Raw genomic sequence first — 13,418 nt, 5'->3', positions numbered from 1 at the left:
TCGTGGGAGCGCGACCAGGGCCCTAGGTCCCCCCGTTTCCCGGCTCTCCGAACTCGCGCCCTGCGAGCCCGTGTCGATCGGACAGCCAGTAGACCACCGCTTGCGTCCGGTGCTCGATGTGCAGTTTCGCGAAGAGCGAGGACGTGTAGTTTTTGACCGTCTTCACCGCGAGCCCCAGCCGTTGTCCGATCTCTCGGTTGGTCAGACCCTCCGCGATGAGGCGGAGCACCTGGGCTTCCCGGAGGGTGAGCTGCGTCTCTTCCGCGACCACCTCCGGCTCTGGGGCGAGGGGCTCGTCGCCCGGCCCGCGACCGACCGAAGCGCGGATGATCTCCCGCACCTGCCTGGGTTCCGCGCCGTCGAGGAGATACCCCGTCGCGTCACGGTCGGCGGCCGATGCCTTGGTCTCCGCGAGGCCGTGCCCCAGCACCAGGGAGGGCAGCCCCGGGTCGCGCCGGCGCATTCCCTCGGCCGGTTGCAGAGCGTCGGGCGCGCCGCCCGAGTCCAGGATCAGGACGTCCGGCGCGCGCCCGATCGCGTACGAGGGGCCCGCCCCCTGAGCGATGAGCTCAAGGTCCCTGGACTCCAGCAGGACGGAGCGCATCCCCCGCCTGATCAGGTCTCTCGTGGTCAGAAGCAGCACGCGAATGCGCGCCTCAGGGCCGCCATCCGGCTCCCCCTGGCCGATGTTCTGCGAGGTTGTCGTCGTCATCTCTCCGGTGCACCTCCCTCGTGACCCCGGACGATACCCACTGCTCCGAGGAACGGCAAGTCGGCGCTCCGTCTATGACGAAGCCCCCGTTCTCGTCTGTGCGGAGAACGGGGGCTCGTTGAATGGTGCACCCCCAGGGACTTGAACCCTGAACCCACTGATTAAGAGTCAGTTGCTCTGCCGATTGAGCTAGAGGTGCGTGGCCCGGGATAACCCCGACCGAGGAATTACATTACCAGCGGTTGGCGTCGGGGCGAAATCGAGCGCGCGCCGGGCGTGGCTGAGCGCTTCGTCGGACCCGACCGTGGCCGATGGTCTCTGCGGGGCTGCCGATGGCGGCGGCTATCCTGAGTCCGTGACCGCCACTTCCGACGCCGCCGTTCTGCGCGCCGATCTTCAGCTCGCCCTTCGCCTCGCCGACGCCGCCGACGAGCAGTCGCTTCCGCGGTTCGACGCCGCCGACCTGGAGATCTCCACGAAGGCGGACAACTCCCATGTGACCGACGCGGACCTCGCGACGGAGCGAGCGACCCGTCGGGTTCTCGCCGAGGAGCGCCCCGACGACGGGGTCTTCGGTGAGGAGTTCGGCGCCCAGGGCAGCACCACACGGCAGTGGATCATCGATCCGATCGACGGCACCTCGAACTTCCTTCGCGGCGTCCCCCTCTGGGGCACGATGATCGCGCTCGCGATCGACGGCGTGCCGCAAGTGGGCGTCGTCAGCATGCCCGCGATCGGCCGCCGGTGGTGGGCGGCCGCGGGGCACGGCGCCTGGACCGTCGTCGACGGCGCCGAGCGGCGTCTGGAGACCTCGCGGGTCGCGAGCCTGGACGACGCGAGCGTGAGCTTCCAGAGCATCGCGCAGTGGCGGGATGCGGGTCACCTGGACGCCCTGCTGCGGATGACCGCGCGCGTGTGGCGGGACCGCGCGTACGGCGATGTGTACGCCTACATGCTCCTCGCAGAAGGACGACTCGAGGCCGTCGCGGAGTTCGACGTGAAGGAGTACGACATCGCCGCCGCGGTCGCCATCGTCCAGGAGGCGGGTGGACGCATGACGGCGTTCGACGGCGCCGAGACGATCTCCGCGCGCTCGACACTCGCTACCAACGGCGTCCTCCACGACGAGTTCCTCCGTCTCCTGCACGATTGACACTTCGAGGCTCAGATGAATCTCCGACGACTCGCGGCCCTCATCGGTCTCGTGATGATCGCGGCGATCCTCACGGCGTGCGCGGACGACGCAGGGCGGACACCACCGTCGCCGGAGCCCACGGCATCGAGCGGGGAGGCCAGCACAGGCTCTCCGTCCGACGCGGAGCTGACGTGCGACTCGATGATCTCGGACGGCACCGTCGCCGCGCTCACCGATGCCGGCTGGACGGCAGAGACCCGCGACTTCATCATCGGCGACGTGGAGTTGTCGGACGGCCTGTTGTGCTTCTGGGCCGACTTCACCGTTCCTTCCGATCACGGTCAGATGTACGGCTGGTCCCCTCTCGATGAGTCCGACGCAGAGCGCGCGCAGAAGAGCCTCGAGCAGGAGGGGTGGCGGAGCGAGGAAGGGCCCGAGGGCGTCTACGTCACCGAAGACCCGCAGTTCGCGATGAGCACCGACGAAGACGGCTACGGCATGACCTACCTCTTCGGCGACGGCTGGGTGAAGGTCGCCGACACGAAGCAGGGCCTTCTGCTCGTCGAAGGGCGCGACTGAGACGCACACTCCCGACCGGGCTTGTCAAGCGGCTGGGCCACGCGGGGCGGACGGAGGAGGCTGGGAGCATCCGTCGAGGAAAGGAACGCGCATGGCGAACGACAGCGACCGCAACGACATCAGCACCGAGCCATCCCCCGGCCCGGAGGAGAACGACAACCTCGGCGCCGAGGACAACAAGGGCGAGCCGCCCACGGTGCCGCCCACGAGCGGCTCGGCCGACGACGGTGACGACGTCATCGCCGAGGACCCGGACCACTCGCACTGACTCCGGAGAACAGGAGCCCCGCCTCACCCCGAGGTGGGGCTCTTGTCATGTCCTTCGATCGACGAGTCCTGGACGACCTCGTCGACGAGGGTGATGCCGCCGGTCGAGTTCGCCGACTGCATGAGCTCCTCGATCCATCTCGGGTTCAGCGCCGGCTGCTGGCGACCCTCGAACGTGAACCGGAGCGGAATGGACGGGTGCAGCCAGATGGTGGAGCGTCCGTACGCATCGCCCTCGGCATGCGTCCACGACACCGTGAAGCTCTCGTTGCGTCGCAGCTTGGTCGCGATCACGACCTTGAGGTGCGCGAGGGCGCGATCCTCGATGTGCAGCTGACTCGTGCTGTCGTACATGATGAACCCCATGCCCGCATGGTAGGCGCGTCCTCCTCCGCGGAACAGGGGTTCTGCATCCGCAGGCCTCCGGGCAGCAGAAAGGTCCACCTCCCCGATGTTCTCCGGGAGGTGGACCTTCGTGCCGGTGACAGCGACCTGGTGGAGCTGGGGGGAATCGAACCCCCGTCCAACGCTGAGTCTCCACGCCTTCTCCGGGCGCAGTCTGTGGAAGCGTTCTGCTCGGCTCCGACCTTTGTCACAGACACCTAAGTCGACGAGCCCAGCCTGGGAAGAGTCCCACGTGACGTCCAGACGCCGTCACGCAGCAAGATTCCTAGATGACGCCAGGATCCGTATCGGAATCACATACGGTCTGACGGACTATCGGGCTCGCTTAGGCAGCGAGGGCGAAGTCGTTGCGCTTGGATTCGGCAACTATTGTTTTGCAGAGGGCGTTTACGAGATAACTCTGCATCCTCGGCCCGCTTCTCGTGGATTCACAGGCGCTGTCGAAACCGATCAGCCCCGTGGTCCTTCTCTCGAAGGAGCCGCTGTCACACTATGGAGTTTTCATTCCCGGGTGACATGCACCCGAGCATCACAGAATACAACGTTCCCGCCGCCGCCGCCATTCCGCGGACCCCGAGCCGGGTCGCGTAGAGTCGCCCCATGAGCGATGTGACCGTCACCGTCCGCGGCGAACACGAAGCACGTCTGGCACCGGAGAGGGCGACCGTCCGCGTCACCGTCCGGGCGGAGGGCCCGGAGCGAGCGAGCGTCGTCGACCACGCGATGCGCCTCGCCGAACCCGTGCGGAGCAGCATCGTGGGACGTGTGGACGCCGGCTCCGCCCTCGAGTGGAGCAGCACCCGCCTCGCCGTCCGGGCAGAACGGCCGTGGAACGCCGATGGGAAGCGCCTCGCCCCGGTGTACTACGCCACCATCGACTTCACGGCGACCTTCGCGGAAGCCTCGGAACTGTCCGTCTGGGTCTCCGACATCGCCGCCTGGGACGGCGTGGAGGTGGGCGGGGTCGACTGGCACCTCACACCCGCGACCCGCGTCCGCGTGGAGCGTGAGGTCGCCGCCCAGGCGGTCGGTGTCGCCGTCGCGAGGGCCGAGGCCTACGCCGCCGCGCTCGGACTCCGTGAGGTGACGCCGGTGGAGATCGCCGACACCGGGCTCCTCACCGCCGTCTCATCCGCGCCGGAGGCCCTCCTGGGCAAGTCCCGAGGCGCGGTCGCGTTCGCCGCCGATGTCGCTCCTGCGATGGAGTACGAACCGCAGGACATTGTCCTCACGGCGACCGTCGAGGCGCGCTTCCTGGCTCGCTGACCGGGGCGTCAGGCGCTGACGACGAACGGGGCGAGGTCGGCGGCGAGGCGCTCGGAGACGTGCGCGTGGACCGCGGTGCCCGCCTCCTGGTGCTCGACGGACAGCAGCATGCCCGTCTCGTGGATCGCGGCGACCAGGTCGCCACGGTCGTAAGGGACGACGGCGTGGAGCTCGACCGCCGGCTTCGGCAGTGCCTCCTCGATCGCCGCGCGCAGCTCGTCGATGCCCTCCCCCGACCGCGACGACACGAAGTGCGCCCGCGGCTCCAGGCCGCGGAGCACCAGACGCTCGTCCTCCGGGATGAGGTCGGCCTTGTTGAACACGACGATCTCCGGCATGTCACGCACACCGACGTCGCCCATCACGTCGCGGACCGTCTGCAACTGGCCCGCCGGGTCGGGATGCGAGCCGTCGACGACGTGCAGCACGACGTCCGCATCGCCGACCTCCTCCAGCGTCGACCGGAAGGCCTCGACCAGCTGGTGCGGCAGGTTGCGCACGAAACCGACCGTGTCGGTCAGGGTGTACACACGGCCATCCTCGGTCTCCGAGCGTCGCACGGTCGCGTCGAGGGTGGCGAAGAGCGCATTCTCGACGAGGACACCCGCGCTGGTCAGCGCGTTCAGGAGACTCGACTTGCCGGCGTTCGTGTACCCGGCGATCGCGACGGAGGGGATGGTGTTGCGCTTGCGCTCGGCTCGCTTCGCCTCGCGCGCGGGGCCGAAGTCGCGGATCTGCTTCCGCAGCAGGGCCATCTTGGTGCGGATCCTGCGGCGGTCGAGCTCGATCTTCGTCTCACCGGGACCGCGCGAGCCCATGCCCGCTCCCCCGGCACCGACCTGTCCACCGGCCTGCCGGCTCATGGACTCACCCCACCCGCGGAGGCGGGGCAGCAGATACTCGAGCTGCGCGAGCTCGACCTGAGCCTTGCCCTCGCGACTCTTCGCATGCTGACTGAAGATGTCGAGGATCACGGTGGTGCGGTCGATGACCTTCACCTTGACGACGTCCTCCAGCGCACGCCGCTGACTGGGCGCGAGCTCGGTGTCGGCGATGACGGTGTCCGCGCCGACGGCGGCGACGATGTCCTTCAGCTCCTGGGCCTTGCCCCGGCCGAGGTACGTCGCGGCGTCCGGGTGCGGGCGACGCTGCAACACGCCGTCCAGTACGACGGCGCCGGCGGTCTCCGCCAGCGCCGCGAGCTCACGCAGCGAGTTCTCCGCATCCTCCTGCGCCCCCTGCGGGTACACGCCGACGAGCACGACGTTCTCGAGACGCAGCTGCCGGTACTCGACCTCGGTGACGTCCTCGAGCTCGGTGGACAGACCGCCCACACGGCGCAGCGCGTGGCGATCCTCGAGGTCCCACTGGTCGCCGTCCGCTGTCGAATGGGCCGCCGTCGCGTCGTCCTGGAGCGCCTGGGCGGCACCGAACATGCGCACCTCGGAGCGCTTCTCTGCGTTCGCCAGCACGCGGTCGACCGCCTGGTCATCGGTGGAGGGTGTCTTCGTCTCCGTCATCCGTTCCTGTCTCTGGTTTCCTCGCGAGCCTTAACCTTAGCCCGCGCTGTCCGGTACGCTCACCGTATGGGGTCCGACCATTACTTCACTGCGGCCCCGGCAAGCCCCGAGAACCTGCGCAAGATCCGCGTATCCCTGGCAGGTCGCGAGCTTGAAGTGACCACCGCTGGTGGCGTCTTCAGCCCGGATCGACTCGACGCCGGCACCGCAGTGCTCCTCGCCAACACGCCTCCCGTTCCTCCCGGAGGTCACCTTCTCGACCTCGGGAGCGGTTGGGGGCCGATCACCCTGTCGATGGCGCTGGCCTCCCCCCACGCGACCGTCTGGGCGGTCGACGTGAACGAGCGGGCTCTGGATCTCGTGCGCCGCAACGCGGCTTCCCTCGGCCTCACCAATGTCAACGCGTCGTTGCCCGGAGATGTTCCCACCGACGTCACGTTCCGCACGATCAGGTCCAATCCGCCCATCCGTGTCGGGAAGAACGAGCTGCACGGACTGCTCGAGAAGTGGATCCCGCGCCTCGACGAGCGCAGCGACGCCTGGCTCGTCGTGCAGCGCAACCTCGGCGCCGACTCCCTGCAGCGCTGGATCGCCGCGACCTTCCAGCCGGGCTACAGCGTCTTCCGCACCGCCACCGGCAAGGGGTACCGCATCCTCAAGGTGCGCAAGCACGGGACGCCGCCCACGGAGCCGATCGCGGTCGTCTGATCCGCGGGCGCTCGTCCGCGCTCAGACGAGATCGACCTCGCCCTGATAGACGAGCTGCGCCGGTCCGGACAGAGCGACGTGCTCACCGTCCTCCGCCGCGAACATGCGGACCCCGAGCGTGCCGCCCGGTACCTCCACCTGCCAGTTGTCCGGCGCCTGCGGGCCGGCCCAGTAGCGCACCGCGAGGGCCGTCGCGGCGACACCGGTACCACAGCTCAGCGTCTCGCCGACACCCCGCTCGGAGACCCGCATCCGCACGTGCCCGATGCCGTCACGGACGAGGGGCTCGCCCGGCACGACGAACTCCACGTTCGCTCCCGCAGGCGGGGCCGGCTCCAGCTCGGGCGTTCGGGTGAGCTCCAGCAGCGCCAGTTCGGCGTCGGACGCGAGAGCCACGACCACATGCGGGTTGCCGACATCGATGCCCAGTCCCGGACGGGTCACGGTCAGTCCGTCGGCCCGCACCAGGGGGTCGTCGCCCGACAGCCGCCAGGCGCCGAGGTCGACCTGGTAGCCGCTGACACCGCGGGTGACGTCCCGGACGCCGGCACGCGTCCCGATCGGGAGCGTACTGCCGGGCTCGATGTCCGCCAGCCCCGAGCGGACGAGGTAGTGCACGAACACCCGGATGCCGTTTCCGCACATCTCGGCGAGTGAGCCGTCGGCGTTGCGGTAGTCCATGAACCACTCGGCGGCGGGCTCCTCCGCGAGGGCCGAAGCGCCCTCTGCGATCGCGGACGACCGCACGACGCGCAGCACTCCGTCCGCGCCGATCCCGAAATGGCGATCGCAGAGCACGGCGACCTGCTCCGCCGTCAGGTCCAGCTGGCCGTCGGGATCGGCGATGATGATGAAGTCGTTGCCGGTACCGTGCCCCTTGGTGAATGCGACCATGACACCAGTCTAGAGAGCCGGACCGTCCGCTCCCGGTCCCGCGACGCGGTACCGTCCGCAGAGGAAATCACGATTGCGGGCCACCTCGACCAACTCGAGGTCGAGAAGTCGAGGCAGCAGCGGCGCTCCCGACCCGAGGGTGACGGGCGCGTACTGCACCCATACCTCGTCGAGCAGCCCGGCGTCCGCGAACTGCCCGGCCACGTCTCCCCCGCCGACCACCCAGAGGTCCTTGCCGGCGGCCGCCGCGGTCATGGCGGCGTGCACCTCACGAATGTCCGCACTGGTCACCCGGACGTCACCCGTCGAAGGCACGGGCAGATCTCGATGCGAAAGCACCCAGGTCGGCTGCTCGTACGCCCACCGCCCCTCCTCGTGGCGCAGGACCCACTCGTAGGTCGACGCTCCCATCACCAGCGCGCCGATGCGCTTCTCGAAGACGGGATAGGCCATCGGGCCCTCCATGTCGATGTCCTGGCGCAACAGCCAGTCCAAGGAGTGCGCCGTCGTGGCGATGAAACCGTCGAGGCTGGAAGCGGTGAAGTAGTGGGTGGCCATGCGCGCATCCTCGCAGGGACCATCGACACCGGTTCAGGAATCGAGCAGCCGATCGATGGCGACCGGGGGCTGCAGCCACTCGAGCTCGGGATAGCGCTTGAACCACGACACCTGTCGGCGGGCGTACCGCCGCGTGAGCGCCTGCGTCTCGGCGATCGCCTCCTCCGCGGTGGCGCGACCGTCGAGCTGCGCGAGAGCCTGCGCGTATCCGATCGCCCGGGCGGCCGTAGCCCCCCGCTCCAGCCCGTCCTGGCGCAGCCGGGCCACCTCCTGCACGAGTCCGTCCGCCCACATCCTCCGCACCCGTGCGTCCAGACGGGCGACCAGTTCCGAGCGGTCCACCTGCAGACCGACCAGGCGTGTGTGCGGGTACCAGAGGGTCGGAGACGTGGGCAGCGCCGCTCCGTGCGTCGCGCCGCCCTGCTCGATCACCTCGAGGGCACGGATCACGCGCCGTGCGTTACGCGGGTCCACCCGGGTGGCGGCTTCGGGGTCGCGAGCTCGGAGCCGGGCGAGGAGGGCCTCGACGCCGTCACGGTCCAGTTCCTGCTCCAACCGCTCCCGGATCGCGGGGTCCCGAGGCGGGAAATGGAACTCGTAGACGACGCTCGACACGTAGAGTCCGGAACCGCCGACGAGGATCGCGTCGCCGCCGGCGGCGTGGATCCGCTGCACGGCCGCACGTGCCAGCGGCTGGTACCAGGCCACCGCGGCCTCATCCGTGACGTCGCGCACGTCGAACAGATGGTGCGGAACTCCCCGCCGCTCCCCCACCGGCACCTTCGCCGTGCCGATGTCCATCCCGCGATAAAGCTGCATGGCATCGGCGTTGACGATCTCGGCGGGATTGCCACGACGTCGGAGCTCTTCGGCGAGATCGAGCGCCAGGTCGCTCTTGCCCGTGCCCGTCGCACCGACGACGGCCCAGAGCCGCGGGGTGGTCACACGCCGACGCGGAGAGTCGGCAGACCGAGGGAGACCGCGCGCGGGGTGCCGTCACTCGGGGCCGGGACAGCACACGACTCCGCCTGCGCCCGATCCCAGGCGTCGCCGCCGCGCGTCCGGCGGATCCGGAGCGGTGCACCCGTCGGATCGTCGGCGAGCAGATGGAACGGCGCGGCATGGGTCACGGTCACGGTGACCACGTCACCCGGCCGCGGAATCTCCGAACCAGGGGTCACCTCGAAGTGGACCAGGCGGTTGTCCTCAGCCCGGCCGGTGAGCCGACGGGTCTCGGTGTCCTTCTTGCCCTCACCCGTGGAGACGAGCACGTTGATCCGGCGGCCGACCTGCTTCTGGTTCTCCTCGAGCGAGATGCGCTCCTGAAGCGCGATCAGACGGTCGTACCGCGCCTGCACGACCTCCTTCGGCACCTGATCCGGCATGGTCGCCGCGGGAGTGCCCTCGCGGATCGAGTACTGGAAGGTGAAGGCGCCCGAGAAACGGGACTGCTCGACGACGCGCATCGTCTCCTCGAAGTCCTCCTCCGTCTCCCCCGGGAAGCCGACGATGATGTCGGTGGTGATCGCCGCGTGCGGGATGCGCGCGCGGACGCGGTCCAGGATGCCGAGGAAGCGCTCGCTCCGATAGGACCGACGCATCGCCTTGAGGATCCGATCGCTCCCCGACTGCAGGGGCATGTGCAGCTGCGGCATCACAGCCGGCGTCTCGGCCATCGCATCGATCACGTCGTCCGTGAAGGCGGCCGGGTGCGGGCTCGTGAAGCGGATGCGCTCGAGGCCCTCGATCTCGCCGGCGGCGCGGAGGAGCTTGCCGAACGCCTGACGGTCGCCGAACTCGACGCCGTAGGAGTTCACGTTCTGGCCGAGGAGAGTCACCTCGATCGCGCCGTCCTCGACGAGAAGCCGGATCTCGTTGAGGATGTCACCGGGGCGACGGTCTTTCTCCTTGCCGCGCAGGCTCGGGACGATGCAGAACGTGCAGGTGTTGTTGCAGCCGACGGAGATGGAGACCCAGCCACTGTGCGCGGAATCACGCTTCGTGGGCAGCGTCGAGGGGAAGACCTCCAGCGACTCGAGGATCTCCAGTTCGGCGTCGCCGTTGTGTCGCGCGCGCTCCAGCAGACCGGGCAGTGAACCCATGTTGTGCGTGCCGAACACCACATCGACCCACGGCGCCTTGTCGAGCACGGCCTGCTTGTCCATCTGAGCCAGGCAGCCTCCCACGGCGATCTGCATCCCGGCCTTCCGGCGCTTGACGGCGGCGAGGTGACCGAGAGTGCCGTACAGCTTGCCGGCGGCGTTGTCCCGGACGGCGCACGTGTTGATGATCACCACGTCCGCCTCGGTTCCGGCGTCCGCACGGACATACCCGGCACTCTCGAGCGAGCCGGACAGGCGCTCGGAGTCGTGCACGTTCATCTGACAGCCGAAGGTGCGCACTTCGTAGGATCGCTGACGCCCGTCGTCGTCGACGGCCGCCGACGACGCGCTGATGATCGTCGGTTCGCTGCGGGGGATAGTCATGATGTTCCCATTGTACGAGCGTCACCGCGGGCCGATCGCGGTCGAGCCCTCAGTCGGAGTCGACGAACCGGACGCCCGATGTCCCGCCTCCGAAGGACGCCTCCCGGAGCGCCGTCTTCGCGGCGTTCATGGCGACGGACCCCGCGTATCCCCGACGCGACAGCTGTCCGACCAATCGGCGGAGCGCCGCGTCCGGATCGAGCCGCGCCATCGACCGGGCCTTGGTGCGGGCGAACTCCAGTGCGCGCTCCGCGTCGTCGTCCGGCAGTTGGTCGAGTGCCGCATCGATGACGTCGCGAGGGATGCCCCGCTGCGCCAGCGCCCGGGACAGGGCGACCCGCCCCTGACCTTTGCGTTCGACGCCGGACGTGACGAGGAGCTCGGCGAGCACAGCGTCGTCGAGATAGCCGCGCCGTACGAAGTCGTCGATCACGTCGTCGACGGCGTCGGAGGCGAGTCCGTGCCCCTTCAACACCAGCCGGGCTTCGGAGACGGACAGAGAGCGGGTGCGGAGCTTCCGCAACAACGACTCCTCCGCCGCCGTCCGGATCTCCTCCGCGGAAGGGTCACCCGCTCCGGCCTCTCCCCCGGCCGGGCCGGAGGTGTCGCCGACGGCGCGCAGCCGGGTCGTCGCCCCGCGCGGGGACCCAGCCCGTGCTGAGGCTCCCCGAGCGGGATGGCGCGCACTCGGGGAACCTTCGCCGTCGCCCGCTCCCGCCGAGGCGGGCTCATGCCACGTCGACCGCCAGACTCCGGCATCGGTCGACGGTGTCGACCGATGCCGGGGGCCGCGCGACGCATCGTCCGCTCCGGTCTCCGCTGGACGCTCCGGACGCGCCGGTCCGCCGAAGAGAGGGATGATGGGGGCGATCCGCTCGGAATCGCCCCCACGCTGGTCGCTCATCAGGCCGGGCGGCGCTCAGCCAGCTCGTCAGCACCCGGAGCCGCGGCCGGGCCGCCGATACCGAGCTTCTGCTTGATCTGGCTCTCGATGGCCAACGCGATGTCCGCGTTGTTGAGCAGGAACGTCCGCGCGTTCTCCTTGCCCTGACCCAGCTGATCGCCGTCGTAGGTGTACCACGAACCCGACTTCTTCACGATGCCGTGCTCCACGCCGAAGTCGATCAGGCTGCCCTCACGAGATATCCCGACGCCGTAGAGGATGTCGAACTCAGCCTGCTTGAAGGGTGGCGCCATCTTGTTCTTGACGATCTTGACGCGCGTCCGGTTGCCGACCGCGTCCGTCCCGTCCTTGAGCGTCTCGATGCGGCGGATGTCCATGCGCACCGACGCGTAGAACTTGAGGGCTTTACCACCCGCGGTGGTCTCCGGCGAGCCGAAGAAAACACCGATCTTCTCGCGGAGCTGGTTGATGAAGATCATCGTGGTGTTGGTCTGGTTGAGACCACCGGTGAGCTTCCGGAGCGCCTGGGACATGAGGCGCGCCTGGAGACCCACGTGGGAGTCGCCCATCTCGCCCTCGATCTCGGCACGCGGCACCAGGGCCGCAACGGAGTCGACGACGATCAGATCGATCGCGCCGGAACGCACCAGCATGTCGGCGATCTCCAGCGCCTGCTCACCCGTGTCGGGCTGCGAGACGAGAAGGGCATCGATATCGACGCCGAGCTTCGCGGCGTAGTCCGGGTCGAGAGCGTGCTCGGCGTCGATGAACGCCGCGATGCCGCCGGCCCGCTGGGCGTTGGCGATGGCGTGCAGGGTCAGCGTCGTCTTACCCGACGACTCCGGCCCGTAGATCTCCACGATGCGGCCGCGTGGCAGACCACCCACGCCGAGGGCGACGTCGAGGGCGATGGAGCCGGTGGGGATGACGGCCACCGGGGCGCGCTCATCGCTGCCCAGCCGCATGACCGAGCCCTTTCCGAACTGGCGGTCGATCTGAGCGAGGGCGGTCTCGAGAGACTTCTCGCGGTCTGCGGGTGATGGCATGGTGTGCTCCTTCTGCGCGTGCGCTGCCGCCTGTAGGCTGTCGCGGCTCTTCCGGCTGGAAGGAACTCTCCGACAAGGCGTGTGGCTTTTCAGCCTGGTCCTCACGGTAGAACGGGCCACCGACATTCGCGCCGAGGGCCGGGAACTGTGAGGACCAGATCCGTCGGACCACTTGTGCAGCAGACTACGCCCGCTTCGAACAGATTTTCGACAACACGCCGAGGCGGCGTGTCGAACATCCGCACACCGCCCCTGTCAGCGCCCCCGCGGTTCGAGACGTCCGACCCCGTGGCGACGGGAGTCGGGGACGTCCATGTCCGCACAGAGCGCGAGCCAGATGTCGCGCGGCGGCACGCCGTCGTCGAGGGCTTCGAGCGCGGTGCGCCCGGCCATCCCGGTCAGCACGAGATCGTTGACGAGAGAGGATCCACGAGCGTGGAACTCCGCGTCGACGGCACGCAGGAACTCACTGCGGCGCATGGCAATCCTCTTCGCGGATCAGTGGAGCGAGAGCTCGGGCTCCACGGACGCGACCAGATCGTCGGGAACGACGTCCGGGAAGACCTGGATACCTTCGAGGACCGAGATGCGGTCTCCGACCTCGCGCATGATCGTGGAGATGGGAACGTCGAGAGCTTCCGCCACCGAAGCGAGGATCTCGCTCGACGCCTCCTTCTGACCGCGCTCGACCTCACTGAGGTAACCGAGAGCGACCGACGCCTTGCTCGCGACCTGTCGGAGGGTGCGGCCCTTCTGCAGACGGAAGTCCCTCAGCACATCGCCGATTTCCTGTCGTACAAGAATCATCGGAACCTCCTCCGCAGTTCGTGAATCGAGGTCTCCCTCGAAGAGACGGCCAGTCTAGTCCTCCTGGCTTGCACAGAATCTACCCTTGCACTCTGTGGTTTGAATGTGAGCACACCGGTATCAACCTTCGG

General features: G+C 68.7%; 16 protein-coding genes, 1 tRNA gene and 1 other RNA gene. 5 read left to right on the top strand and 13 right to left on the bottom strand.

The window, feature by feature from the left end:
- Positions 1 to 22: 22 nt before the first annotated feature.
- Positions 23 to 712 carry a response regulator transcription factor gene (locus KAF39_RS11085; protein WP_246878290.1) on the bottom strand — a complete coding sequence of 230 codons (690 nt, stop codon included), beginning with the start codon at positions 710 to 712 and terminating at the stop codon, positions 23 to 25.
- A gap of 123 nt (positions 713 to 835) precedes the next feature.
- Positions 836 to 911 (bottom strand) — tRNA-Lys (locus tag KAF39_RS11080).
- 156 nt (positions 912 to 1,067) lie between these two features.
- On the opposite strand from KAF39_RS11080, the gene KAF39_RS11075 reads away from it, so the two are divergent.
- The 3 genes from KAF39_RS11075 (at position 1,068) to KAF39_RS11065 (ending at position 2,694) form a co-directional block, all read left to right on the top strand.
- Entirely contained in the window at positions 1,068 to 1,865 is a 798-nt protein-coding gene (locus KAF39_RS11075) for an inositol monophosphatase family protein (protein WP_210677297.1), read from the top strand.
- Positions 1,866 to 1,880: 15 nt separating this feature from the next.
- A complete protein-coding gene (locus tag KAF39_RS11070; RefSeq protein WP_210677296.1) occupies positions 1,881 to 2,426 on the top strand; it encodes a hypothetical protein in 546 nt (181 codons plus the stop codon).
- A 91-nt stretch (positions 2,427 to 2,517) separates the two neighbouring features.
- Positions 2,518 to 2,694: a hypothetical protein gene (locus tag KAF39_RS11065; RefSeq protein ID WP_210677295.1), complete on the top strand. Its 177-nt coding sequence runs from the start codon at positions 2,518 to 2,520 to the stop codon at positions 2,692 to 2,694.
- 23 nt (positions 2,695 to 2,717) lie between these two features.
- On the opposite strand, the gene KAF39_RS11060 is transcribed toward KAF39_RS11065, so the two are convergent.
- The gene (locus KAF39_RS11060; protein ID WP_210677294.1) at positions 2,718 to 3,059 is read right to left on the bottom strand and encodes a hypothetical protein; all 342 of its coding nucleotides are present in this window, start codon (positions 3,057 to 3,059) and stop codon (positions 2,718 to 2,720) included.
- Between the two features lie 127 nt (positions 3,060 to 3,186).
- Positions 3,187 to 3,556, bottom strand: a transfer-messenger RNA (tmRNA) gene (gene ssrA / locus KAF39_RS11055).
- A 142-nt stretch (positions 3,557 to 3,698) separates the two neighbouring features.
- Between ssrA and KAF39_RS11050 the strand changes: the two genes are divergently transcribed.
- A complete protein-coding gene (locus KAF39_RS11050; RefSeq protein ID WP_210677293.1) occupies positions 3,699 to 4,364 on the top strand; it encodes an SIMPL domain-containing protein in 666 nt (221 codons plus the stop codon).
- 8 nt (positions 4,365 to 4,372) lie between these two features.
- Here KAF39_RS11050 and hflX read toward each other — a convergent pair whose 3' ends face one another.
- Positions 4,373 to 5,884: a GTPase HflX gene (hflX, locus tag KAF39_RS11045; RefSeq protein WP_210677292.1), complete on the bottom strand. Its 1,512-nt coding sequence runs from the start codon at positions 5,882 to 5,884 to the stop codon at positions 4,373 to 4,375.
- Positions 5,885 to 5,950: 66 nt separating this feature from the next.
- On the opposite strand from hflX, the gene KAF39_RS11040 reads away from it, so the two are divergent.
- On the top strand, positions 5,951 to 6,592 hold the full coding sequence (locus KAF39_RS11040; RefSeq protein WP_210677291.1) for a class I SAM-dependent methyltransferase: 642 nt from the start codon (positions 5,951 to 5,953) through the stop codon (positions 6,590 to 6,592).
- A gap of 21 nt (positions 6,593 to 6,613) precedes the next feature.
- Here KAF39_RS11040 and dapF read toward each other — a convergent pair whose 3' ends face one another.
- The 8 genes from dapF to KAF39_RS11000 all read right to left on the bottom strand — a co-directional run bounded on the left by dapF (position 6,614) and on the right by KAF39_RS11000 (position 13,287).
- A complete protein-coding gene (gene dapF / locus KAF39_RS11035) occupies positions 6,614 to 7,486 on the bottom strand; it encodes a diaminopimelate epimerase (protein WP_210677290.1) in 873 nt (290 codons plus the stop codon).
- A 9-nt stretch (positions 7,487 to 7,495) separates the two neighbouring features.
- Positions 7,496 to 8,044: a dihydrofolate reductase family protein gene (locus KAF39_RS11030; RefSeq protein ID WP_210677289.1), complete on the bottom strand. Its 549-nt coding sequence runs from the start codon at positions 8,042 to 8,044 to the stop codon at positions 7,496 to 7,498.
- A gap of 33 nt (positions 8,045 to 8,077) precedes the next feature.
- Entirely contained in the window at positions 8,078 to 8,989 is a 912-nt protein-coding gene (gene miaA / locus KAF39_RS11025) for a tRNA (adenosine(37)-N6)-dimethylallyltransferase MiaA (protein ID WP_210677288.1), read from the bottom strand.
- Positions 8,986 to 10,530 (bottom strand): tRNA (N6-isopentenyl adenosine(37)-C2)-methylthiotransferase MiaB, encoded by a 1,545-nt coding sequence (miaB, locus tag KAF39_RS11020; RefSeq protein ID WP_210677287.1) that lies wholly within the window; start codon positions 10,528 to 10,530, stop codon positions 8,986 to 8,988. Before miaB ends, miaA begins: the two co-directional genes overlap by 4 nt.
- 49 nt (positions 10,531 to 10,579) lie before the next feature.
- The gene (locus KAF39_RS16030) at positions 10,580 to 11,053 is read right to left on the bottom strand and encodes a regulatory protein RecX (protein WP_246878289.1); all 474 of its coding nucleotides are present in this window, start codon (positions 11,051 to 11,053) and stop codon (positions 10,580 to 10,582) included.
- A 380-nt stretch (positions 11,054 to 11,433) separates the two neighbouring features.
- Complete coding sequence (gene recA / locus KAF39_RS11010; RefSeq protein WP_025103229.1) at positions 11,434 to 12,480, bottom strand: recombinase RecA; 1,047 nt, start codon at positions 12,478 to 12,480, stop codon at positions 11,434 to 11,436.
- A 255-nt stretch (positions 12,481 to 12,735) separates the two neighbouring features.
- A complete protein-coding gene (locus KAF39_RS11005) occupies positions 12,736 to 12,960 on the bottom strand; it encodes a DUF3046 domain-containing protein (protein ID WP_210677285.1) in 225 nt (74 codons plus the stop codon).
- Between the two features lie 18 nt (positions 12,961 to 12,978).
- Positions 12,979 to 13,287 (bottom strand): helix-turn-helix domain-containing protein, encoded by a 309-nt coding sequence (locus KAF39_RS11000; protein ID WP_136036724.1) that lies wholly within the window; start codon positions 13,285 to 13,287, stop codon positions 12,979 to 12,981.
- Positions 13,288 to 13,418 lie beyond the last annotated feature (131 nt).

This window comes from Microbacterium sp. BLY (assembly GCF_017939615.1).
Lineage (GTDB): Bacteria > Actinomycetota > Actinomycetes > Actinomycetales > Microbacteriaceae > Microbacterium.
The sequence above is the reverse complement of the archived record's forward strand: the minus strand, read 5'-3'. Positions and strand labels throughout refer to the sequence as shown.

Coding starts and splice junctions, on each gene's coding strand:
- KAF39_RS11085 (WP_246878290.1), bottom strand. CDS start 712: ATGACGACGACAACCTCGCAGAACATCGGCCAGGGGGAGCCGGATGGC.
- KAF39_RS11070 (WP_210677296.1), top strand. CDS start 1,881: ATGAATCTCCGACGACTCGCGGCCCTCATCGGTCTCGTGATGATCGCG.
- KAF39_RS11065 (WP_210677295.1), top strand. CDS start 2,518: ATGGCGAACGACAGCGACCGCAACGACATCAGCACCGAGCCATCCCCC.
- KAF39_RS11060 (WP_210677294.1), bottom strand. CDS start 3,059: ATGGGGTTCATCATGTACGACAGCACGAGTCAGCTGCACATCGAGGAT.
- KAF39_RS11050 (WP_210677293.1), top strand. CDS start 3,699: ATGAGCGATGTGACCGTCACCGTCCGCGGCGAACACGAAGCACGTCTG.
- hflX (WP_210677292.1), bottom strand. CDS start 5,884: ATGACGGAGACGAAGACACCCTCCACCGATGACCAGGCGGTCGACCGC.
- KAF39_RS11040 (WP_210677291.1), top strand. CDS start 5,951: ATGGGGTCCGACCATTACTTCACTGCGGCCCCGGCAAGCCCCGAGAAC.
- dapF (WP_210677290.1), bottom strand. CDS start 7,486: ATGGTCGCATTCACCAAGGGGCACGGTACCGGCAACGACTTCATCATC.
- KAF39_RS11030 (WP_210677289.1), bottom strand. CDS start 8,044: ATGGCCACCCACTACTTCACCGCTTCCAGCCTCGACGGTTTCATCGCC.
- miaB (WP_210677287.1), bottom strand. CDS start 10,530: ATGACTATCCCCCGCAGCGAACCGACGATCATCAGCGCGTCGTCGGCG.
- recA (WP_025103229.1), bottom strand. CDS start 12,480: ATGCCATCACCCGCAGACCGCGAGAAGTCTCTCGAGACCGCCCTCGCT.
- KAF39_RS11005 (WP_210677285.1), bottom strand. CDS start 12,960: ATGCGCCGCAGTGAGTTCCTGCGTGCCGTCGACGCGGAGTTCCACGCT.
- KAF39_RS11000 (WP_136036724.1), bottom strand. CDS start 13,287: ATGATTCTTGTACGACAGGAAATCGGCGATGTGCTGAGGGACTTCCGT.